The sequence below is a fragment of the Arsukibacterium sp. genome, from assembly GCF_041616895.1.
Taxonomy (GTDB): domain Bacteria; phylum Pseudomonadota; class Gammaproteobacteria; order Enterobacterales; family Alteromonadaceae; genus Alishewanella.
In genome coordinates this window covers 1-20,675 of sequence record NZ_JBFJPY010000006.1, presented here as the reverse complement: position 1 = coordinate 20,675, position 20,675 = coordinate 1, and the positions used below count along the sequence as shown (strand labels likewise).

Below are 20,675 nucleotides of genomic sequence, written 5' to 3'. Positions count from 1 at the left end.
TGGCTCAGCATCGGCCCTTCCTATGCCTAAATTGGCAGCGAAAAGCTGGCCGGCGATGTTATTGTTTTATCTGGCGCCCTGGTTTTTACTGGTGGACAGCATCAGTGGTGCTCTGCAATCGTTGCCGCTGGTGTTGCCGTGGTCACTGTTTTATAAAGCGCTGTTGCTGACTTTACTGGTCTGGCAATTGATCCTCTGGCGCGACAAAACCTTACTGCTGTTGATGGGGCTGCTGTTATTAGCGCTGATCGGCCCTGGATACAGTTATCTTACATTGCCTGCGCTGCAGAGCAGGGGGCTGGCAGGGTTTGCTGGTAGCGAACTTCCAGTGTTGTTAAAGGCCCTGGCACCGTTATTAGCGTTTCGTTTTTACCAGCAATTTTGTGCCCGGTATCCTGCTGAGTTTACGGTGATGACAGACCGGCTGATGTTACTGAGCTTTCTGGTTATTCAACTGAACCTGGCCCTGGGATTGGCCGGTTTTGGTGATACCGCTTATCAACCTATGGATAATGTTGCGCAGTCCTTTTTAGGGGTAAAAGGCTTTTTTTACTCAACCAATGAGTTAGCGGCTGTGCTATTGGTGGTCAGTGGCTGGTTGTTATGGCGCAGCTGGCCGCGACACAAAGCCTGCTTTGTTGCCGTAAGCCTGCTAACCATAGCCAGTGCTATATTGCTGCTGACGAAAACCGGGTTGTTCGGTAGCGTGCTGTTGGTAACGTTTATCCCTTTACTGAGTGCGCGCCCCGGGTTCTGGCGGCAACATTATAAAAAAGTCCTCAGCGCTCTGCTGCTGTTGTTAAGCGCCGCGCTGTTACTGGTGTGGTACGCAGAGCCTTTGCTGCGCGCGGCTGGGTTGTATGACAAACTGGCTTATGCTTACCAGCAACGCGGCGTAGCAGGTATTGTATTGTCGTCCCGGGATTTGTATTTATCAGTGATCTGGCAACAGACAGAACAGCATTATACCGCCCTACACCGATTTTTTGGGGTAGGTTTGGCGGGCGTAAGTGTCCTGCTGAAAAAATATTTTATTGAAATTGACCTGTTTGATCTGATGATATTTTATGGTATTGCCGGAGCGCTGATTTTTTGCCTGACATTCGGCCACTTTATGTATGCTTGCTGTCGCCGCTTGTCTGACCACCCATTAGCCGCAACGGTGTTGTTTATTAACGTGTTATTACTTGGCGTTGCGATGTTTGCCGGCCATATTCTGACGTCGGGCATGCTGTGGCTACCCTGGGCGTTGCTAAATGCCGCGGTATGCAATCAGCTTCTTTTATCACCGTTAGCCAGCACCACGCCAAAGGTTGTACGAGGGCCAGATGAAAGACTTACTTGAACCTTTTTTATATCCACAAAATATTTTCCTGTACGGTTTGTTAATTGCGTGCGTTTTTTATCGCAAAAAAGGTTTGTGGTTTTTATTGCTGGGATTTTATCTGGCGGGCAATACTTATTTTGCCAATATGGTACGAAGCCACTATGCGGGCCAGATCGGCGGCAGCAGTCTGGCACAAAGCAACAGTACCTATGTGGTGTTGGGATGCGGCGGCTCGGCCGAGACACTGCCAGCTTGTGCCATAGCCAGGCTGGACCGGCTGGGACAAAGCCTGGGCGGGCAGACGGCAGCGGTGATTATCACTACCCGCCATTGCCAGCCTTATCAGGATTACCTGCTTAGCCAGCAATCCCAGCCTCTGGCCATAGATTGTATAGATGCCGGCGATAACACTTATCAGGAGTTTAGCCAGTTAAGTAAAAGGCTTGGCAAGCAACAACGACTACAAGTGGTTACCAGCGACTATCATGGTTGGCGGGTAACTAAACTGATCCAGTATCATCAGTTAAATGCCGGTTTATCGACGGTAAGCAGCCAAACTTTCCGACCGCTTAATTGCCATCTGAATTGCATGTTTACCGTTAACCTCAGTAACTACGATTTATATAGCAAACTGATTGCGGAGTATGCCAGTTACCTTGTCTGGCGTGTTAGCGTAAGCGTCGGGATATGGTAGTTTTAATCATCATTCAGGGCATTGTTAATCATGGTTTGGGTGACCTGAGTTGGCGACACCGCGTTAGAATGAGGCCGCTGACTGGTATGGCGCCTAAAGCAATAATGATAAAACGCCATTAAGGCGACAACAGCGGGTAGCAAGCCGATAAAGTAAAAGAATACGGCGCTGCCAAACTGATCAAGCAGCAATCCGGATAGCATTAAACCGCCAATAGCACCTAAGCCATTGGCCCGGATAAGCACACTGCTGGCTGCAACCATCTGTCGTTTTGCCAGGTGATCATTAGTATGGGCAATTGCCATAGAATACAGCGGTAAAAATAACGCACCAAAAATATAACAGGCCAGATACAGCTGCCATCCGCTAGCGGCAGTTAACTGCGCCAACCAAACTGCGACCGTACTGGCACCAAACCCACACACCGTCATAATCAGTTTGCGGTCAAAACGATCAGACAACTTACCCAATTGAAATTGCATACACAGACAACCGAAGATAAATATGGCCATCAGGCTGGCAATATTAAATAACGGTAAACCCAACCTTGAAAAATAGACCGGGCCAAATCCAAACATTGACGCATAACCAAACTGCAAAATAAAGCAGCCCAGCACGCCAAGGGGGACCATTTTCAATAGCTGACGAACCGGCATTTTTTCAGCTTGCTGAAACGTCGGGGCCGGCGTTTTGGTAATCAACAGCGGTATGACAGCGGCACTTATTAACACTGACACCAGACTGAACTGAATAAAATCCCGTGGGTCGCCAACTGTGATCAAAAACTGACCCAGGCCAATACCGCCGAATAACATCGACACATATAAAGACAGCAGTGTGCCGCGGTTCTGATTGTCTGCTTTATCATTTACCCAGCTTTCGGCAATCACAAAAATAGCAGAGAAACAAAAGCCTGATAATAGCCGCAGAAAAAACCAGGCGTAGGTATTGACCCAGATTGCATGCAGCAAAATGCTGATAGAGGCCATTGACGCCAGAGCGGCAAAGGCCCGGATATGACCAACCCGCATAATCATTTTCGGAGCCCGGATTGACCCCAGTAAAAAGCCGATAAAATACCCGGCCAGCATCAGGCCAATATTGACACTGGCGAAGCCCTCCAGTTCAGCGCGCAGCGAGAGCAGGGTGTTTTGCAAGCCTGTCGTCATGCCGACAATGGCGACGCCAAGAAATAGTGGCCAGCTAGATTGCAAAATAGTCTTCAAAACAATTCTTTCCTGATGACGAAAGTGACTAGTTTAACCTAAAGCGTGTGCTATTGCCGCATTAAGCCAGTTGATTGACAAGGTCAGGCCGGTACTTTAGGCTATTTTTCAGTGACTAGGTACGAGGTGAATTTGTCCAGTAAAACTGCTTTTAAAACGTTACCGTGGCAAACCAGCCATCGTGAAAAGCCCAGACGCTTTGGGATTGAAATAGAATTCAGTGGCCTGGAGTTGCAAGATGTGCAGCAGTTGGTTGCTAAACATTTATCGCTCAGCTCAGAAGAGAGCGGTCGCTATCGTTACAAACTTAGCGGCGATCCGGCAGGTGATTGGCTGGTTGAGCTCGATTTTCAGTTATTAGCTAAAATGGGTGAGCAAAAGTTTGATGCTGACTCGATAACAGACAATATGCAGGAGTCGTTTGAATCGCTGCTGGCCGCCGTGGCCAAACAATTAGTGCCGGTGGAATTAGTCACGCCGCCATTGCCGTTTGCACAGCTTGATATTGTGGCTGAGCTTATTACCAAATTGCGTAACGCGGGTGCAAAAGGTTCGTCTGAGTCGTTACGTTATGCTTTTGGTTTGCAACTTAACCCAGAGATCCCAGCGGCAGACGAAAATCTGTTATTGCGTATTATTCAGGCTTTTGTCTGTTTGCAGCCATGGCTAAGGCAACGTGAAAATATTGATTTTATTCGTAACCTTACGTCTTATATTGAGCCTTACCCAGCAGCGTATCAACAGAAAATTCTTGATAGAAATTATCAGCCCAGTATGGCCCAACTGATTGATGATTACCTTATCGATAATCCGAGCCGTAACCGGGCTCTGGATTGTTTACCACTGTTTATACACCTTGATAAAGCACGAGTCAGGGCGGTAACCACGAACAAGTTAATTAAACCAAGGCCTGCTTTCCACTACCGGTTACCCAGCTGTGAAATTCATCAGGCTGACTGGAGCTTGCAACGTGCGTGGGATGGCTGGGCTCAGGTTGAAATGCTGGCATATGATCAGAAACGTTTGCAACAGTGCATGGCAGCTTACCAGCACTACCTGGTAAAGACTGGCAGTTCAAAGAAGTCCTGGGTAAGCGAGGTAGAGCAGCAATGGCTAAACCTGTAATTGCGATAACTGGTCCTGAGCGCGGCGCATTCGGACCAAGAACACTTGTTGCCATTGCGGTCAGGTGGTACGGCGGGACACCGCTGCAATTAAAGCCATCAAGTAAGCTCTCAGCTAAGCAGTTTGATGGTGTGGTCATTACCGGTGGTCACGATGTTGATCCGGTTTTGTATGCCGCTGAGGCAGAAGTACAACCAAAGTACGACCCGGCGCGGGACGAGCTGGAAATGGCAGTAATAAAGAAAGCAGAAGCCGAGCAATTGCCGCTACTGGGAATTTGTCGCGGTGCACAGTTATTAAACGTCAGCCGGGGAGGTGGTTTGTTTCAGCAATTAACTGATCAGCGCCAGCATACCTCGCAGCGCTGGACCGTGTTACCGCTTAAAACGTTGTGTCTGGTAGAGACCGATTCTGCTTTATATAAGATTTTTAAGTGTCGCAAAGCCCGGATAAACAGTTTACATAATCAGGCCATTGCTAAGCTTGGCAAGGGCTTGCAGATTGTTGGTCGTGATCTGGATAATATTGTCCAGGCGGTGGAGGACCCATCACGCCAGTTTGTGATGGGAGTGCAGTGGCATCCGGAGTTCTTAATTTTTATTCGCCGCCAACGCCATTTATTTAAAGCCGTGGTTAGCCAGGCCCGGCGCCGTCTGGCGGATACTGACAGTTGATGCTCGCTGCTGGCGCGTGGCACAAGCTGCAGCTGATGTCGTTCAGGCAATGGGCTGTTTACGCAGCTTAGCGTTTATCATCACAAAACTAAATAATAACGCGCCGCCAATAACACCATATAAGTGGGCATCAATGGCCACGGTGGCACTGATTAACTGACCTAACTGCGGATCCGGCCCCTGGAATTGTTCATAAATAATTTTAGCCAGAATGCCCAAGGTAAGCAGCACTCCGCCGGTTTTGCCGGTTTTTATGTCCAGCAAAGCCCCGAAAAACAACAAGCCATGCAATACTCCGGATAATCCAACGTAGCGTTGAATATCGGGTTGAAACCAAAACATCAGGCTACTTATCAGCACTGCGTTAAACAGCAACTGCCAGAATAACGCTAATTGGCGCTGATAACCGGCATGCAACAACATAATGACCAGCAAGCCACCGCCATTTAACAACAGGTGGTACAGGTTGGAATGGAGCAAATGGCCGCTGATTAAGCGCCAGGCTTCGCCACTGGCCACATTTGCTTTTTGGTAGGCAAATATCTGTTGCACAGATTCTGGTAACATAAAAGCCAGAATAGCCAGTGATAACAAGAGATAAAAAGGGCCGAAACCTGCTTTAGCGTTAAATAATGGCTGCATGCTCGCCTGAAATAAAAGTAGGGGTAAGAATAGCGCTATCCAAAACTAATTTGTCCGCGATATCAAGTTGTATTTCGCTGAACGCCTTGATAAGCCGTTGAACACGCTTGATCTGCTGCACGCTTCTGGTTAGGGTGTAATGCGGCATTTAATGGGAAAAAAATATGAGATCGTTTTATCTGTTGTTGACAAGTTTTACTCTGCTGCTGGTCAGCGAATGTACAGCAGCAACAGTGCCAGTGCAGCAGGAAACCCGCGAGCCTGAAGCCGCCACCGGTTTAACAAAGCAGCAATTAATCCGCACTAAGCAGGCGATGGTCGCCGCTGCACATCCTTTAGCGGTTGCAGCTGGTACGCGTGTACTGGCCAAAGGGGGCAGCGCAATTGATGCCGCTATAGCCACGCAGTTAATGTTGGGCTTGGTAGAGCCGCAAAGCTCTGGCATTGGCGGTGGTGCCTTTATTTTACATTGGCAAAAAAACGGCCAGCGCTTAACCAGCTTCGATGGCCGTGAATCCGCTCCAGCCCTGGCTGATGAGAGCTTATTTACCGTTGATGGCAACACACTGGACTGGCGAAGTGCCTATGTGGGCGGTAAGTCGGTTGGGGTGCCCGGGGTCCTAAAAGCGCTGGAGCAAGCCCATCAGCAGTATGGTCGGCTGCCCTGGTCAGTATTGTTTACCGATGCTATTGAGGCCGCGGAGCAAGGCTTTAATGTAACGCCGCGCATGGCCAAACACCTTAAAATGGGGTGGAATGTCGGCGTCAGAAACCTGGCACCGGCTAAAGATTATTTTTATCCCAATGGCCAACCGTTGTTGGCCGATCAGCAGATCACCAACCCCGCCTACGGCAAATTACTCAGAGCAATTGCTGCAAAGGGCGTCAGTGCGTTTTATCAGGGCGAAAATGCTCAGGCACTGGTTGCCACGGTGCGTGGCGCAGAGATCAACCCCGGACAATTATCCCTACAGGACTTAGCCAATTATCAGGCAATAGAGCGAGAGGTGTTATGCCAACCGTACCGCGAGTTTCAGGTGTGCGGTATGGCACCACCAAGTTCAGGTGGCATTGCTGTAATGCAAATACTGGGTATATTGTCAGCTTTTGAGATGGATAAGGTGCCCGCCGGTTCTGTCCGCGCGGTTCATTTAATCAGCCAGGCAGCCCGCCTGGCATTTGCCGACAGAGAGCGCTATCTGGCCGATACCGATTTTAGTCCGGTACCGGTTGCCGGTATGCTGGATCCGGCTTATTTAACCCGTAGGGCAACCCTGATTAGCCCAGATCAGAATATGGAAACTGCCGCCGCTGGCCAGCCGGACGGAGCATTGCCTCTGGCTGATGCCCAGGCAATCGAGTTTGAAAATACCAGTCATTTATCTGTGGTGGATCAATATGGTAACGCAGTCAGCATGACCACCAGTATTGAAAATGTATTCGGCTCAGGCTTGATGGTAAATGGTTATTTACTTAACAATCAACTGACTGACTTTAGTTTACAGGCCGAAATTGATGGCAAATTAGTCGCGAATCGGGTGCAGGGCAATAAACGTCCGCGCAGTTCTATGGCACCAATGATGGTGTTTGATCACGACAACAATCTGAAATTATTAACCGGTTCACCCGGGGGCAGCAGAATTATTAATTATGTTGCGCAAAACTTGGTGGCCGTGCTTGATTGGCAAATGGATTTGGAGCAGGCAGTGAATTTACCGCGCTTTACTCATCGTAATGATTATCTTGCGTTAGAAGCGGGCACGCCGCTGGCAGCATTAGCACCAGCTCTGCAGGCGATGGGTTATCAGGTTAAAGTGCAGGATCTTAATTCGGGTATTCATGCCATTGAAATTACGGCCGAAGAGCTGCAAGGGGCTGCTGATCCAAGACGGGAAGGCACTGCGGCTGGCTTTTAATGTCACTGATTTAATAAGTAGCAAAACAGAATAAGAGCAAAATTATGAGTGTACAGATAACGCAGAATGATGCTGGTGTGCTAACGCTAAGCCTGCAGCGGCCGGACAAAAAGAATGCGCTTAGCCTGGCAATGTATAACCAGCTGACTGAAGCGCTGCAGAAGGCCAGCCGGGATCCATCGGTTAAAGTCGTTGTATTGCAAGGTTCGGATAGCTGTTTTTCCAGTGGCAATGACCTAAAGGATTTCCTAAAGGCCGGTGAGCTTAATGCCGATCATCCTACCGTCGCGTTTTTATACCAGCTTAATGCCTTCACCAAGCCAATAGTGGCCGCAGTAGCCGGTCTGGCGATAGGTATTGGCACGACGGCTTTATTGCACTGTGACCTGGTGTATGCTGCACCTGGGTGTCGCTTTCAAATGCCATTTAGTCAGTTAGGATTGTGTCCGGAGGCGGCATCAAGCTTGTTGTTACCCCAGCTGGTTGGCTATCAGCGCGCAGCCCAATATCTGTTGTTAGGGGAGGCATTTGACACAGAGCAGGCTGTGGCCATGGGACTGGTAAACCAGCAAGTAGATAGCGCAGCGCTACTGACCTTTGCTGCGGAAAAAGCCCTGCAACTGGCCAGGTTACCTGCTGAGGCGGTACAACAGAGCAAAGCGTTACTTCGCGGCAAAATAAAACGTAAAGCCGATAAGGTTATCGCTGCTGAGCTTGAGGTTTTTGGCGACTTGCTGAAAAGTGACGCATGTCAGCAGCAACTGCAGGGGTTTTTCACAAAAACATAAAACGGCAAAGACATCGCAGCCCTGTTGCCTGGTGTGGCTCAGTAGGTTGCGGTGCTGCTAAAAGGGTCGGCTTGGACTTCAGTTACCAGCCACTTTCCACTTTTTTTCACCATACTGACCGTGCGAAGGTTATCAACCTTTTTGCCATCGCGCTCACCACTGAATACCAGAGTAATATCTGCGTTGTCATCATATTGCTGGCGCAGATTCTGCCCACTACGGTTTACTTCGATCGTGACCGTGTCGTACGACATATTCATCAATGTTCGGCCAACCTGGCGCGGTGTTACGTAGGAATCTAACAGAGCCGCGAATTCATCAGTACTGAGGCTTTTGGCTTTTTCCAAATCTTTTTCATTGTAAAGCGCATGGAAAAATTCGGTAGCAATGTGCTCAGGAGTACCCCAATGTGCATTGCTTTTTGGTTTTTCGTTACAAGCACACAGCAGCGCAGCGCTAAGGAGTAATGGCAGTATCATTTTCATCAGCGGCTAACCTCAGAGACACATTATGGGAGCAGTGTGGAATTTTTTTCAGCCGCTGTAAATAGAAAAGGCCGCATTGAGCGGCCTGTATTGCAGCTGACTTGAGCTTAAGGCTGAAGTTCTTGTTCAGTAAAAATGTTAGCAAACAACGGGCTGGACAAGTAACGCTCGGCAGCACTGGCCAGAATAACCACGATATTTTTACCGGCATTTTCTGGTTTGGCAGCCTGACGCTGTGCGGCAATTAATGCGGCGCCAGATGATATGCCAGCCAGAATGCCTTCTTCTTTCATCAGACGGTGGGTGGCGGCAAAAGCGTCTTCGCTGCTTACCGTTTCTACTTCATCAATTAGTGATAAATCGAGGTTGCCCGGGATAAAACCGGCGCCAATACCCTGAATTTTATGCGGTCCGGGCTTAATTTCTTCGCCAGCTTTGGCCTGGCTGATTACCGGAGACTCTGTCGGCTCTACCGCAACAATGTGCACCGGCATTTTCTTCACTTCTTTTAAATAGCGGCTGACGCCGGTGATGGTGCCGCCGGTGCCGACGCCCGCGATAAAAATATCAACTTTACCGTCTAAGTCGTTAAAGATTTCCGGACCAGTGGTATCAACGTGAATTTGCGGATTGGCCGGATTTTCAAACTGCTGTAGCAACACATAACGGTTTGGATCAGATGCCAGAATTTCATGAGCCTTTTCGATAGCGCCTTTCATGCCTTTAGGGCCTTCTGTCAGCACTAAGTTAGCACCAAGCGCTTTTAACAGCTTACGCCGTTCCAGGCTCATGGTGGCAGGCATTGTCAGGGTGAGTTTATAACCACGGCTGGCGGCAACAAATGCCAGCGCAATACCAGTGTTACCTGAGGTTGGCTCAATAATTTCTTTGTCGGCCGTCAGTACACCACGCTTTTCAGCATCCCAGATAAGTGCAGAGCCCAGGCGACATTTAACACTGAAGCTGGGGTTACGTGATTCAATCTTCGCATAGACATTAGCACCGCCGGTAATGGTCCGGTTTAATTTGACCAGAGGGGTGCGGCCGATAGACAATGAGTGGTCTGCAAATACGTTTGCCATAAAAAGCTCCAATTACAATAATAATGCTGCTAAGAATACGCCAGCAGCATAAAAGATGAAGTAGCGTTTGGCTATAACTTATATCATTTCACTTTAGCTGAAAATTTTACCGCAAGAGGATGAAGATGGCCTTTGAAAGTACTGACAATTATATCGTATCGACCGAGCTTGGCCTGGCGGTCAACGCTGCGGTGACGCTGCAGAAACCATTACTGATAAAAGGCGAGCCGGGCACCGGTAAAACGCGGCTGGCAGAAGAGCTGGCGCAGAGTCTTAATACTGACCTTATTCAGTGGCATATCAAGTCCACGACCAAAGCACAGCATGGCTTGTACGAGTATGATGCCGTATCGCGGCTACGAGATAGCCAACTAGGTAGCGACAAGGTGCAGGATATCAGCAACTATATTCGTCCTGGCAAATTATGGCAGGCGTTTACCGCCACTAAGCGACCGGTGTTGCTGATTGATGAAATCGACAAGGCAGATATCGAGTTTCCAAACGATTTACTGCACGAGCTGGACCAGATGGCGTTTTATGTCCATGAAACGGGTGAACACATACGCGCCACCGAGCGGCCAATTGTGATTATTACTTCGAACAATGAAAAAGAGCTGCCAGACGCGTTTTTGCGCCGCTGCTTTTTCCACTATATTCGGTTTCCTGATGCCCAAACGCTGCGCTCGATTGTGGCGGTGCATTACCCTGATATTCAACAGCAATTGCTAAGCACTGCGCTGGAAATATTTTTTGAGCTTCGCGAGTTACCGGGATTAAAGAAAAAGCCTTCTACCTCTGAGTTGTTAGACTGGTTAAAGCTATTGTTAGCTGAGGATATTCCGGCCAGTGTGTTAACGGATAAACAGCAAAAAGGCGGGCTGATGCCAATGTTTGGTGCTTTGCTGAAAAATGAGCAGGATGTCGCTCTGGTAGAAAAGCTGGCGTTTTTAGCGAAGCGGCAAGGACGCTAACGCATGTTCGTGGCATGCGTGTGGTATTTAGTTCGCCGGGGTCGACTGCAATACTCCTTTTGGCTCGTCGCAGCAACTCGCTGCGGCTGGCGCCTTCGCTCAGACACTCTGCGCCGACCAAAACGAGTTTCCAGTCTCACCCTGCTACCGGGGCAACTAATATGTTAATTGATTTCTTTTTCACGCTGCGTAAATACGGCTTAAAGACCAGTATTACCGAGCTGCTGGATTTACTCAATGCCTTAAAGCAGCAGGTGATCTTTGCCGATACCGAGGCGTTTTATCAGTTATCCCGCTTATGTCTGGTGAAGGATGAAACACAGTATGACAAGTTTGACCGCGCTTTCGCTGATTATTTTAGCGGTGTGGCCGAGGTAGATATTGCCGCCAGTATTCCGCCTGAGTGGTTGGTGCCTGAAGTGCTGCGTCAGTTAAGCGATGAAGATAAAGCGAAACTGCAAGCGTTAGGTGGCCTGGATAAACTGCTGGAAACCTTACGCGAACGCTTAGCCGAGCAGCAAAAAAAGCATGCCGGTGGTAATAAGTGGATTGGCACCGGCGGCACGTCACCCTTTGGCGCTTACGGTTTCAACCCCGAGGGGGTACGCATTGGCCAGCAGGGCAGTGGCCAGCGCCGCGCAGTGAAAGTGTGGGACAAGCGCGAGTTTAAAGATTTAGACACGGACAGCGAATTAAATAACCGCAGTATTAAACTGGCATTAAAGCAGCTGCGTAAATTTGCTCGAACTGGCAGCGAGACCGAGCTGGATTTGCAGGGCACCATACAGGCAACGTCGGAGCAGGCGGGTTGGCTGGACTTGCGCTTTGTTCGTGAGCGGCATAATGCGATAAAGCTGCTGGTCTTTTTTGACGTTGGCGGTTCAATGGATGACCATATTGAGCAATGCCAGAAGCTGTTTGCTGCGGTAAAAACAGAATTTAAACATCTGGAGTTTTTCTACTTTCATAACTGTGTTTATGAGGGCGTGTGGCGCGACAATAAAAGACGTTACACCGAGCAGATAAAGGTAGACGATATTATTCATACCTATGGCAGCGACTATAAACTGATTTTTGTCGGCGATGCTACTATGGGCCCATATGAAATTGAGTATCCTGGGGGCAGTGTCGAGCATTTTAATGCGTTACCCGGCAAAGTCTGGCTGCAACGCTTGCTTGGTCAATACCCGAAGGCAGTATGGCTGAATCCGCAACCACAGCAGTGGTGGCAACACTACTTTTCTATTGACCAGATCAGCCAGATAATGACAAAACGAATGTTTCCATTGACTCTGGACGGCCTGAGCAGCGCCATTAAAACACTGTTATGATGCACGATATAACCTGGCAGCGAAGTAACTAACAAGGATAAACAGCATGACATTGCAGCGGCCTCTGAAAAGCCGGTTATGGATTTGGTTGTTATGGCTGGCAGGTTTCTACGCTGTCTGGTTATACCTTGTTGCCGGGTTAGGTCACTGGTCTACTGCTGTCGCGCATTGGCCAATGGCCGTTGCAATGACATTTGGCAGCTATGCAGCAGGCTCGACCCCTATGGGCGGCGGTACTGTCGGCTTTCCGGTGTTGGTATTATTGTTTGAGTTGCCGGCCAGTCTGGGGCGTGATTTCAGCTTTGCCATTCAGTCTATAGGCATGACCAGTGCTGCGATATTTATTCTGGCCAGACGTCAGCCGCTGGCCTGGGCCACGCTGAATGGCGCGATGCTGGGAGCATTGTTCGGCACCCCTTTTGGTATTTTTTTTATTGCACCTTACGTGCCTGAGCTGTGGATTAAACTGCTGTTTGCGGTGGTATGGGCCAGCTTCGGCTTACTGCATTTATGTCGTTTAAACGAAATTGCTGGCCACAGTGGTATAACCGACTTTGATGAAAAATGGGACTTTAAGCTGGGCCTCTGGATAGGTTTGCTGGCGGGCGCTACTGTGGCCGCCGTTACGGGTGTTGGCATTGATATGGTGCTTTACACTGCGCTGGTGCTGTTATGCCGTGCCGATCTGAAAATCGCTATTCCTACTTCGGTGGTGATTATGGCGTTCACTTCGGTATTGGGGGTAGTGGTTAAAACCGTTTCTGGGCAAGGCCTGGCCCCGGGCGTGTTTGAAAACTGGCTGGCCGCAGCACCGGTAGTAGCAATAGGTGCACCGCTTGGAGTCTTTATTGTGGCGATAATTGGTCGTAAACCCACGCTGTTAGTGGTGGCAACATTGTGTGTCGGACAGTTTGTCTGGACCTTGTACGCAGAGCAGCAGCGGCTTGGCCTGACGGGAATGTTACTGGCAGGCCTGGCCGTACTGGCTTGTCTGGCAGGCTTTGAGTTGCTGCGCCGTTGGGGTGCGATACTGGTGGGTGAGAAAGTCGCCAAAGCCCGAGAAAAAGTGCTTGCTGACCAAGGATAGCTTGCAGGATGCAACGATTCGGCTATTGTGCAATTTGCCTTTAGTTAATTTCCATAACAGGAACTCTGATGTTTAACAGCTTAACCCAGATTGGATTGCCGCTGGCACTTATCCTGATTATGACAGGCGTTGGTATGAGTCTGCGCCCGGCTGATTTTCGCCGGGTTTTTGCTGCCCCAAAAGGGTTTATTATTGGCTCGTTGGCGCAATTATTGGTGCTACCCCTGACCGCAATAGCGGTGATAGCGCTATTTAACTTGCAGGCAGAACTGGCAATAGGCTTATTTATCTTAGCGCTTTGCCCCGGCGGTACCACGTCAAACCTTTACAGTTATTTAAGTCGGGCCGATGTTGGCTTATCCGTATCATTAACGGCTGTGGTAGGTTTTATTACGCCTTTTACTATTCCGCTGCTAGCAGTTTGGGCAATTGGTTTTTACGGCGCTGCCAACGCCAGCTTGCCATTACCGGTAGTTAAAACCTGGCTTACCCTAATAATAGTCAGCGTATTTCCGGTGTTGGTGGGGATGGCAGTGCGGGCGAAATGGCCGGCTTTTGCCAAGGGCGCAGAACCGGTAATTAGCCGCTTCGCTATCATTGTGTTGTTGTTTTTAATTATCAGCATATCAGTTGATTTAGGTGATGATCTGTGGCGCTTTATTGCTAAAGCCGGTCCGGCTGCGCTAACGCTGAATCTTGTCACCATGTTACTGGGCTATTTACTCGGTAAGTGGCTGTTGCAGCAGGAGCGTCAGGCGCGGACGATATGTCTGGAAGTGGGTTTACAAAATGGTACGTTGGCGCTACTTATTACCACCGGCATTTTACAAAGCTCGGCCATGTCCATAGCGCCGAGCGTGTATAGCCTGTTTATGTTTGGTAGCGCCTCTGTGTTTGCGCTTTGGGCAAGGCGCCGCAACAGCCCTGACAACCATTAATAACAGAAGGCGTAATTAACGATAGAAGGCTTCAACCTTGCCTTTTACCTTCATTAATAGTGGTTGGCCACGACGGTCTACCGCTTTACCCGCCGCGACTTTTACCCAACCTTCGCTGATGCAATACTCTTCCACATCAAAGCGCTCTTTGCCGTTTAGTCTGATACCGACATCATGTTTAAAAACATCTGCATGGTAATGCGGACTGCGCGGGTTCACCGACAGCTGATCAGGCAGTTGTGGTTGGGTTGCCTGTTCATCAGTTACTGTAGCAGCGGGTGCAGTATTGTTAGTTGTGGTATCAGTCATAGCGTTAGTCTTCACAAAATTAAAGTGCGCCATTGTAGGCAAAGCTGACAAAGTGCTCAAGTGCGGTGAGCACAAATTACACCCTAAAGCCATTTTAGCTGGCAGGGTTGTTTATAATTCCAGATATTGCGGCCAGCCCAGTAGTGGATTGGTCAGACCTTGTTTACCTTCAAACGCATCCAGTTTTTCGGGTGACGCGTCTTTTTTTGCAAGGGCCTGATAATCCTTGGCAAAGTTTAAGGTGCGAGCCAGTGCCGGCACAAAATGCTGGCCTAAATCGGCGCGAATGGCATCTGCATTTGCTGCCGGCAATTCGGCCAGGGTGGCTTCGGTTTGCAGTGCAAAAAAAGCGTCGTTAAACCAGTGTTTTTGTAAGGTAATGTTCAGCAGTCGTTTTTTTAAATCCTGGCGTACTTTATCACCGCCGGTCAGGGCCCGGTAAAATACCACTTCAGCTAATACTTCTTCTAAGCTGAAATGCTCAAACTCATCAAAATGGCTGCGGGCGTAAAATTGCTGTTGCAGAAGCTGCATACTCTGGTTGCGCCGGTGTTCAGTTAAGGCTTGCTGATAATGCTGCCAGCCACTCCAGTCTTCTGCATCGGGTGGGCTGGATACTTGCTGCAGTAGCTGCTCGTCCACGTCACCATATAATGACTTGCTGCTGCTTCTGCTCACGGTGTTTAGCATACTCCAGCCTTTTTGAAACGGTTTTACCAGACCTTCAGGCGCCAGCAGCAGGGTCAGAGCACGTTGCTTATCGTTGTCTGACAGCTCCAGCAAGCCCAGGCTTACTATTCCAATAACATCATGTGCGGCTTGTTCAAGCAGATGCATTTTATATTTATTATAAAACTTATCAGCAAACTTCAGGCTCATCAGCACCGCTTTGCCTTTAATTTGCTGCAACTGAGCCGTGTTAAGTTGCTCGCTTGCCAGTGCACTACTGATAACCTGGCTTAAAAACGGCCCTGTACTGCCGTCACGTAACATTAACTGCATGGGTTTTCTCTGCTGGCCGGCCCCTTAGGGCCGGTAAAATAACCGTTAGTCTAAAAAGCTGAACATATCGTCCACTTCAGCAAACTCATCTTTCGCGTGGTTTTTCTCTTTTGCTTGCATCACCAGCTCGGTGGCAAATTTATTAATAATGCCTTCCCAGCCTGAGTTTTCATTACGAATAAGCGCTTTAATGGCTTGTTCTACCCGGGGCGCCAGCTGGCGAATAAGCGCCAGCAAGCTGCGAGGATCGTCAATCCCAAGACCATGCGCATCTTCATTCATCTGGCGTTCGGTGTAGCGTACTGCTTCTTCCAGATCTTCTTCTTCGTCATGCAGCATATCGTGCAGACCATCATCATCTGTAATGGCTTCACCCCGGTACAACTCAATAAAAGGGATCGATAAATAAAACAAGCCGGCAGGATCATCTGCCACACACTCTAGAATTTCAGCTTGTTTCTCTTCGCTATCCTGAGTACGGATAAGATAGGTTAAAAAATCAAAAGTATGTTGCTGCAGCTCTTCAGCATTATTTTTAATTTTTTCTTCCCAGTATAACGGCTGCTGGCAGACGATATCGCGGATCCGCTCCGGGCTCATCAGCTCGGAGATAATGGATGGAAATGAAATATCGTGTTGACTGTTCATTTGGGTAAGAGTGACGATATCAATGTTTTCAATCACCTCGACCAGTTGCTCATCGCTCATGGTATTGGCAATTAATTCAAATTTTTTGCTGGCCTGTTTCGGCTCAATAACGGCCAACTCTTTAATTTCGGCAACCGCAATTTCAATTAAATTAGTCATTCAGGTTTCTCTCTGTTAAAGCGAATGTCGTCGTACTGATTGTCATAACCGGGCTCGTCAGAATCATCATCGTCGTCATAGTCATCACTACCATAACTGTTATCCGTAAAATCATCGTCAGACTGCCCGCTACTATTGTCATCAGTATCGTCCGCAACAGGATCTGTTGTACGGCTAATGCCGGCACTACTGACACCAGCATCACCATGCTCCATTAAAAACAGCACGGCGCAGCTTTCAATCAGCAGCGGCTCAGAAAAAGCACGAATCGCTTTTACCAACTCAATATCAGCATTGTTAAATGCAGCAGAGGTTTTGAATTCATCCCAGCCCGGCGCGGTGCCGGTGCTTAACCATTGCTGCCATTTCACTTTGGCAGCGGGCACAAACTTAACCCGGCCATATAACGCAACTGGCAGATACTCAGGCAAGGACTCCAGCAGCTGTGGGTCACGCAGCAACACTGCTTTCATTTTCGCAGTATATTGCTCCAGTGCTTTCGGAGTTTCAGGATCCAAATAGGATTCTATATTTTCTCTGGCATCGGTTTGCAGGGCGCGAATGCGCTTTAAATTCAGTTTTGTAGCCATAGCGGGGTGACGACCTGTTTAAGTAAGAAGTTTATACGTATAGTAAGAATAATAGCAGTTTGTCAGTAGTAGTGATCCCATAGCTCCTGCATGGCGGCAGCAGGGTCGGTTACAATGACATTATTAAAGTCTTTAATAAATGCGCTTTTTAATTTTGGATCTGACAACACTTCATAGGCCTGCTTAATCCGTTGCAGCTGAGTTGCAGCCAGATCTTTCTCCTCATCGCTTTGTCCCAGCAATTTATCAGGGTGGTAGCGATTAGACAGACGTTTATAGGCTTTTTTAATATCGTCATCGCTGGCATTGGTTTTAATGCCAAGCACGCGAAAGTAGTTAATCATAGCGTATCCTGCAACACGGTTATTTTAGCGGTATCCTAAGCTGGCGGAATTAACTAAACCAACAGCACATTTCCTGGCCGGCAATGATAGCAGAAGGTATCGATGGTACCTAGCGCTGCTTAGCGGCATGTTCAGGGTTGAATAAACCAGCGTGGGTCGGTGTTTAATTGAAAAAGTAGCGGTGAAAACTGTTTATAATTCTGACTGTTGGCCTGGCATTGAATGTTATCAGGGTATTTACTTTTCCATGGGTCATTGACCAGATATACCTGATCTCCTGCTACCGCTACGCCTTCGATTGAGGTATTGCCAAGCTTTTCATAAGCGGGACAAGAATTATCTGCGGCGTTGTGAGTGGCGCTTTGCGCTTTGCTGAGGCTGGCCGGCGGATTCGGTGCATAAAATTGCAGTTGCTGAACAAAAGGAGCTTGCTGCTGGCTGATGTCGATAACCCATATTTCGTCATCATTGCGCGCGGCTGCGACAAGGTAACCCGGGTGGGTGCTATCCGGGTGTGGCAGGTAATCCAGGCCATTAATAGGATGGTTATCTGCATCAGGCACCGGCAGCACAAAACCACTGTCGCGCACGGCGACAAACTCCTGATGTTGCCAGAAGTCTTTGTTATAGGGTGTCATAAAAATCATTGGCGCATTTGCCTGGTTTTTTTCCAGTGCCAGATACAAATTAGCGTTGTTATCTATTGCCAGCCCTTCAATACCATCATTGGCAAAATTGCCCACCTTCGCCTGCTCTGGAAACTGAACCGGCCGCACTGCAACAATTTCTGCTTTGCTCAAGGCTTTATCGGTTTTAATTTTAACCAGCAATGTCGGATATGGAGTGGAATGGGTTGCCTGATAGCGCCTGGCGCACTCAGGGCTAAGTTGATAAGCAGATGAGTCTTCGGTAACGGTGATCAGCGTTGTATCATCCTGCCGGTCCCAGGTTAACGACTCCCAGTCCGGATAGGCAGTTAACAAGCTGCCAAAACAGCCTTTAGTTAGCGGTTCAGCCACCGTGATATTAATGGGCGCGGAGTTCAATTGGCCGGTCGTCGGATTAATTTTTAACAAGACATTACGCTGGGGCAGGGCAGCACTATTATCACCAATATGAATAAGTTCGTTATGGCGCAGGGTCAAGCCAGAGCTTTGCGGGTCAACCAGCCGTTGCCCCTCTGTATCACGGAGCCACTTGCCGCCCAAGTGCAGTTCATTGGCCAGAGCACTGCCGCCTATACTGTTCAAAACTAATGTCAGCGCGCTTGCGATAAACAAAGTAGATACGTGCATAGTGTCAGCTCCTTACAGTTGATAGTGGTTAAGTTGTCAGTGATCAAAATGAAATAACTCATTATCATCCGTATGTTAGCCGATATTGTGCCAGTTAATTGCAGTCTCGAATATATCGCGCTGATAAATAAAAACAGGTCACGCCAAGGTGACCTGTTTTACTAGCCGAATGGTTTGTTTATAGCAATGTAACCGGTAAACTAGTAACCCTGAGTGTGAACATCCCGCACGGCCCGGCCGGACGGATCGGTCATTTCTGCCATTTTGGCATCCCAGGCTAATGCTTCCGGGGTAGAGCATGCGACCGATTTACCACCAGGTACACAACTAATAGCACCGGCATGCGGGAAATGCTCCTCAAAAATCACCCGGTAGTAGTAGGCCTCTTTGCTATCGGGCGTATTGACCGGGAAGCGGAAGCTGGCAGTGGCCATTTGCTGATCGCTGACTTCTTTACTGGCATGCGCTTTTAAGCTGTCTATCCAGTTATAGCCCACGCCATCGGAGAACTGCTCTTTCTGGCGCCACAAAATCTCTTTTGGCAGCAAACCATCAAACGCTTGTCGCAGAATATGTTTCTCCATCTTACCGCCGCCGCACATTTTCGCCTGCGGGTTTAACCGCATGGCGACGTCCATAAACTCTTTATCGAGAAACGGCACCCGGGCTTCAATACCCCAGGCTGACATGGCTTTGTTAGCCCTGTTGCAGTCGAACATATGTAATCGCTTTAGTTTGCGTAAGGTTTCTTCATGAAACTCTTTGGCATCTGGCGCCTTATGAAAATACAAATAGCCACCGAAAATTTCATCGGCGCCCTCACCCGACAGTACCATTTTAATGCCCATAGCTTTAATTTTGCGGGCCATCAGATACATCGGGGTAGAAGCCCGAATAGTGGTGACATCATAGGTTTCCAGAAAATATATAACGTCCCGTAGCGCGTCGAGCGCCTCTTGCACGGTAAAATGCACCGTATGATGCACAGTACCAATAGCATCGGCTACTTTCTGGGCCGCGGCCAGATCCGGAGAGCCTGGTAAACCCACTGCAAAGGAGTGTAAGCGGGGCCACCACGCCTCAGACTGGTCGTTATCTTCTACCCGGCGCTTGGCATACTGCTGGGCAATAGCTGAAATTAATGAGGAATCAAGGCCACCAGATAGCAACACGCCATAGGGCACATCTGACATCAGATGGGTTTTAACACTGTGCTCCAGTGCCGCCTTTAATTCAGTTTCGCTGGCCGGATTGTCTTTAACGGCATCAAAACTTTGCCAGTCGCGGCTGTAATAGCTACGAAGCTCGCCTATTTTGCTGTCAAAATAATGGCCTGGCGGAAATTCTTTAATCTGCTTACAGACCGGCACCAGCGCTTTAAGCTCAGAGGCTACGAATAGCTGGCCGTTTTCGTCATAGCCGTAATACAGCGGGATAATACCGATATGATCGCGGGCGATAAGATAGCGACTTTGCTCGGCGTCATACAAAATAAAGGCGAACATACCGTGCAACTTATCCAGAAAATCAGCGCCATGTTCTAAATACAGCGGCAGAATAACTTCACAATCAGATTTGGTTTTAAAAGGGTAAGGGCTGGCAAGCTCCTTTTCGAGTTGCTTATGATTGTAGATCTCACCGTTCACTGCCAGAATGTGATTTCGATTATCATTAATAAGCGGTTGGGCGCCATTTTCAGTATCTACAATTGCCAGACGCTCGTGCACCAGAATGGCATTGTCGTCATTCCAAATACCTGACCAGTCAGGACCGCGATGACGTAATAATTTAGATAACTGCAGCGCCTGTTGGCGCAACGCTTTAACATCAGTACTGATGTCAAGCACCCCAAATATCGAACACATGATAACCTCTATTAATTAATTTCGAATAAACACATAAGTTTTGGCAGTATGTACGTCTAAACGTACTACCTGAATGTGCCATGCCAGCATAAAATTGCAAGCGCTTTTTCGCGCTTTAGCTAAGTAATTCGCGCTGAAAACGTTCAGCACCAGCAACAGAAAATAGACGCTATGCAA

Annotated in this window: 21 protein-coding genes; 10 read left to right on the top strand and 11 right to left on the bottom strand. The window is 48.6% G+C overall.

The annotated features are described in order from the left end of the window. Positions 1 to 22: 22 nt before the first annotated feature. Together ABY802_RS02205 and ABY802_RS02200 are read left to right on the top strand one after the other, a co-directional pair. On the top strand, positions 23 to 1,345 hold the full coding sequence (locus ABY802_RS02205; protein WP_372625371.1) for an O-antigen ligase family protein: 1,323 nt from the start codon (positions 23 to 25) through the stop codon (positions 1,343 to 1,345). Continuing rightward, positions 1,329 to 2,021 (top strand): ElyC/SanA/YdcF family protein, encoded by a 693-nt coding sequence (locus tag ABY802_RS02200; protein WP_372625370.1) that lies wholly within the window; start codon positions 1,329 to 1,331, stop codon positions 2,019 to 2,021. The genes ABY802_RS02205 and ABY802_RS02200 overlap by 17 nt, the downstream gene beginning before the upstream one ends. Positions 2,022 to 2,023: 2 nt before the next feature. Here ABY802_RS02200 and ABY802_RS02195 read toward each other — a convergent pair whose 3' ends face one another. Beyond that, positions 2,024 to 3,247, bottom strand: a complete 1,224-nt coding sequence (locus tag ABY802_RS02195) for an MFS transporter (RefSeq protein ID WP_372625369.1) — start codon at positions 3,245 to 3,247, stop codon at positions 2,024 to 2,026. 132 nt (positions 3,248 to 3,379) lie between these two features. On the opposite strand from ABY802_RS02195, the gene ABY802_RS02190 reads away from it, so the two are divergent. Then, positions 3,380 to 4,372: an amidoligase family protein gene (locus ABY802_RS02190; RefSeq protein ID WP_372625368.1), complete on the top strand. Its 993-nt coding sequence runs from the start codon at positions 3,380 to 3,382 to the stop codon at positions 4,370 to 4,372. After that, positions 4,357 to 5,046 (top strand): gamma-glutamyl-gamma-aminobutyrate hydrolase family protein, encoded by a 690-nt coding sequence (locus tag ABY802_RS02185; protein ID WP_372625367.1) that lies wholly within the window; start codon positions 4,357 to 4,359, stop codon positions 5,044 to 5,046. The genes ABY802_RS02190 and ABY802_RS02185 overlap by 16 nt, the downstream gene beginning before the upstream one ends. 42 nt (positions 5,047 to 5,088) lie before the next feature. Here the strand turns inward: ABY802_RS02185 and rrtA are convergent, their stop codons facing one another. Then, positions 5,089 to 5,688: a rhombosortase gene (gene rrtA / locus ABY802_RS02180; protein ID WP_372625366.1), complete on the bottom strand. Its 600-nt coding sequence runs from the start codon at positions 5,686 to 5,688 to the stop codon at positions 5,089 to 5,091. Positions 5,689 to 5,852: 164 nt separating this feature from the next. On the opposite strand from rrtA, the gene ggt reads away from it, so the two are divergent. Both ggt and ABY802_RS02170 read left to right on the top strand, forming a co-directional pair. Beyond that, on the top strand, positions 5,853 to 7,604 hold the full coding sequence (gene ggt, locus ABY802_RS02175; protein WP_372625365.1) for a gamma-glutamyltransferase: 1,752 nt from the start codon (positions 5,853 to 5,855) through the stop codon (positions 7,602 to 7,604). 44 nt (positions 7,605 to 7,648) lie between these two features. Then, positions 7,649 to 8,392 (top strand): enoyl-CoA hydratase, encoded by a 744-nt coding sequence (locus ABY802_RS02170; RefSeq protein WP_372625364.1) that lies wholly within the window; start codon positions 7,649 to 7,651, stop codon positions 8,390 to 8,392. 38 nt (positions 8,393 to 8,430) lie between these two features. Here ABY802_RS02170 and ABY802_RS02165 read toward each other — a convergent pair whose 3' ends face one another. After that, positions 8,431 to 8,877: a hypothetical protein gene (locus ABY802_RS02165; protein ID WP_372625363.1), complete on the bottom strand. Its 447-nt coding sequence runs from the start codon at positions 8,875 to 8,877 to the stop codon at positions 8,431 to 8,433. A 107-nt stretch (positions 8,878 to 8,984) separates the two neighbouring features. Further along, entirely contained in the window at positions 8,985 to 9,959 is a 975-nt protein-coding gene (gene cysK, locus ABY802_RS02160) for a cysteine synthase A (protein WP_290611657.1), read from the bottom strand. Positions 9,960 to 10,084: 125 nt separating this feature from the next. On the opposite strand from cysK, the gene ABY802_RS02155 reads away from it, so the two are divergent. The 4 genes from ABY802_RS02155 (at position 10,085) to ABY802_RS02140 (ending at position 14,286) form a co-directional block, all read left to right on the top strand. Then, on the top strand, positions 10,085 to 10,930 hold the full coding sequence (locus tag ABY802_RS02155; protein ID WP_372625362.1) for an AAA family ATPase: 846 nt from the start codon (positions 10,085 to 10,087) through the stop codon (positions 10,928 to 10,930). Between the two features lie 161 nt (positions 10,931 to 11,091). Further along, entirely contained in the window at positions 11,092 to 12,261 is a 1,170-nt protein-coding gene (locus tag ABY802_RS02150) for a VWA domain-containing protein (protein ID WP_372625361.1), read from the top strand. A 46-nt stretch (positions 12,262 to 12,307) separates the two neighbouring features. After that, entirely contained in the window at positions 12,308 to 13,348 is a 1,041-nt protein-coding gene (locus ABY802_RS02145; RefSeq protein ID WP_372625360.1) for a sulfite exporter TauE/SafE family protein, read from the top strand. A 68-nt stretch (positions 13,349 to 13,416) separates the two neighbouring features. Beyond that, positions 13,417 to 14,286: a bile acid:sodium symporter family protein gene (locus tag ABY802_RS02140; protein ID WP_372625359.1), complete on the top strand. Its 870-nt coding sequence runs from the start codon at positions 13,417 to 13,419 to the stop codon at positions 14,284 to 14,286. A 15-nt stretch (positions 14,287 to 14,301) separates the two neighbouring features. On the opposite strand, the gene ABY802_RS02135 is transcribed toward ABY802_RS02140, so the two are convergent. From ABY802_RS02135 to asnB, 7 genes are all read right to left on the bottom strand, one after another. Then, the gene (locus ABY802_RS02135) at positions 14,302 to 14,595 is read right to left on the bottom strand and encodes a DUF3297 family protein (protein WP_372625358.1); all 294 of its coding nucleotides are present in this window, start codon (positions 14,593 to 14,595) and stop codon (positions 14,302 to 14,304) included. A 111-nt stretch (positions 14,596 to 14,706) separates the two neighbouring features. After that, a complete protein-coding gene (locus tag ABY802_RS02130; protein ID WP_372625357.1) occupies positions 14,707 to 15,597 on the bottom strand; it encodes a hypothetical protein in 891 nt (296 codons plus the stop codon). A 45-nt stretch (positions 15,598 to 15,642) separates the two neighbouring features. Continuing rightward, positions 15,643 to 16,404, bottom strand: coding sequence for a hypothetical protein (locus tag ABY802_RS02125; RefSeq protein ID WP_372625356.1), 762 nt, complete (start codon positions 16,402 to 16,404; stop codon positions 15,643 to 15,645). Next, positions 16,401 to 16,994 carry a hypothetical protein gene (locus ABY802_RS02120; protein WP_372625355.1) on the bottom strand — a complete coding sequence of 198 codons (594 nt, stop codon included), beginning with the start codon at positions 16,992 to 16,994 and terminating at the stop codon, positions 16,401 to 16,403. The genes ABY802_RS02125 and ABY802_RS02120 overlap by 4 nt, the downstream gene beginning before the upstream one ends. Before the next feature lie 62 nt (positions 16,995 to 17,056). Further along, positions 17,057 to 17,338 (bottom strand): DnaJ family molecular chaperone, encoded by a 282-nt coding sequence (locus tag ABY802_RS02115; RefSeq protein ID WP_372625354.1) that lies wholly within the window; start codon positions 17,336 to 17,338, stop codon positions 17,057 to 17,059. Positions 17,339 to 17,469: 131 nt separating this feature from the next. After that, on the bottom strand, positions 17,470 to 18,633 hold the full coding sequence (locus ABY802_RS02110) for a hypothetical protein (protein ID WP_372625353.1): 1,164 nt from the start codon (positions 18,631 to 18,633) through the stop codon (positions 17,470 to 17,472). A 200-nt stretch (positions 18,634 to 18,833) separates the two neighbouring features. Beyond that, complete coding sequence (gene asnB, locus ABY802_RS02105) at positions 18,834 to 20,498, bottom strand: asparagine synthase B (protein WP_372625352.1); 1,665 nt, start codon at positions 20,496 to 20,498, stop codon at positions 18,834 to 18,836. Between the last annotated feature and the right edge of the window lie 177 nt (positions 20,499 to 20,675).

What these genes read in the sequence shown, in the direction of transcription:
- ABY802_RS02115 (WP_372625354.1), bottom strand. Translation starts at nt 17,338, where the DNA reads ATGATTAACTACTTTCGCGTGCTTGGCATTAAAACCAATGCCAGCGAT.
- ABY802_RS02155 (WP_372625362.1), top strand. Translation starts at nt 10,085, where the DNA reads ATGGCCTTTGAAAGTACTGACAATTATATCGTATCGACCGAGCTTGGC.
- ABY802_RS02150 (WP_372625361.1), top strand. Translation starts at nt 11,092, where the DNA reads ATGTTAATTGATTTCTTTTTCACGCTGCGTAAATACGGCTTAAAGACC.
- cysK (WP_290611657.1), bottom strand. Translation starts at nt 9,959, where the DNA reads ATGGCAAACGTATTTGCAGACCACTCATTGTCTATCGGCCGCACCCCT.
- ABY802_RS02185 (WP_372625367.1), top strand. Translation starts at nt 4,357, where the DNA reads ATGGCTAAACCTGTAATTGCGATAACTGGTCCTGAGCGCGGCGCATTC.
- ggt (WP_372625365.1), top strand. Translation starts at nt 5,853, where the DNA reads ATGAGATCGTTTTATCTGTTGTTGACAAGTTTTACTCTGCTGCTGGTC.
- rrtA (WP_372625366.1), bottom strand. Translation starts at nt 5,688, where the DNA reads ATGCAGCCATTATTTAACGCTAAAGCAGGTTTCGGCCCTTTTTATCTC.
- ABY802_RS02165 (WP_372625363.1), bottom strand. Translation starts at nt 8,877, where the DNA reads ATGAAAATGATACTGCCATTACTCCTTAGCGCTGCGCTGCTGTGTGCT.
- ABY802_RS02145 (WP_372625360.1), top strand. Translation starts at nt 12,308, where the DNA reads ATGACATTGCAGCGGCCTCTGAAAAGCCGGTTATGGATTTGGTTGTTA.
- ABY802_RS02170 (WP_372625364.1), top strand. Translation starts at nt 7,649, where the DNA reads ATGAGTGTACAGATAACGCAGAATGATGCTGGTGTGCTAACGCTAAGC.
- ABY802_RS02130 (WP_372625357.1), bottom strand. Translation starts at nt 15,597, where the DNA reads ATGCAGTTAATGTTACGTGACGGCAGTACAGGGCCGTTTTTAAGCCAG.
- ABY802_RS02110 (WP_372625353.1), bottom strand. Translation starts at nt 18,633, where the DNA reads ATGCACGTATCTACTTTGTTTATCGCAAGCGCGCTGACATTAGTTTTG.
- ABY802_RS02135 (WP_372625358.1), bottom strand. Translation starts at nt 14,595, where the DNA reads ATGACTGATACCACAACTAACAATACTGCACCCGCTGCTACAGTAACT.
- ABY802_RS02205 (WP_372625371.1), top strand. Translation starts at nt 23, where the DNA reads ATGCCTAAATTGGCAGCGAAAAGCTGGCCGGCGATGTTATTGTTTTAT.
- ABY802_RS02120 (WP_372625355.1), bottom strand. Translation starts at nt 16,994, where the DNA reads ATGGCTACAAAACTGAATTTAAAGCGCATTCGCGCCCTGCAAACCGAT.
- asnB (WP_372625352.1), bottom strand. Translation starts at nt 20,498, where the DNA reads ATGTGTTCGATATTTGGGGTGCTTGACATCAGTACTGATGTTAAAGCG.
- ABY802_RS02200 (WP_372625370.1), top strand. Translation starts at nt 1,329, where the DNA reads ATGAAAGACTTACTTGAACCTTTTTTATATCCACAAAATATTTTCCTG.
- ABY802_RS02125 (WP_372625356.1), bottom strand. Translation starts at nt 16,404, where the DNA reads ATGACTAATTTAATTGAAATTGCGGTTGCCGAAATTAAAGAGTTGGCC.
- ABY802_RS02140 (WP_372625359.1), top strand. Translation starts at nt 13,417, where the DNA reads ATGTTTAACAGCTTAACCCAGATTGGATTGCCGCTGGCACTTATCCTG.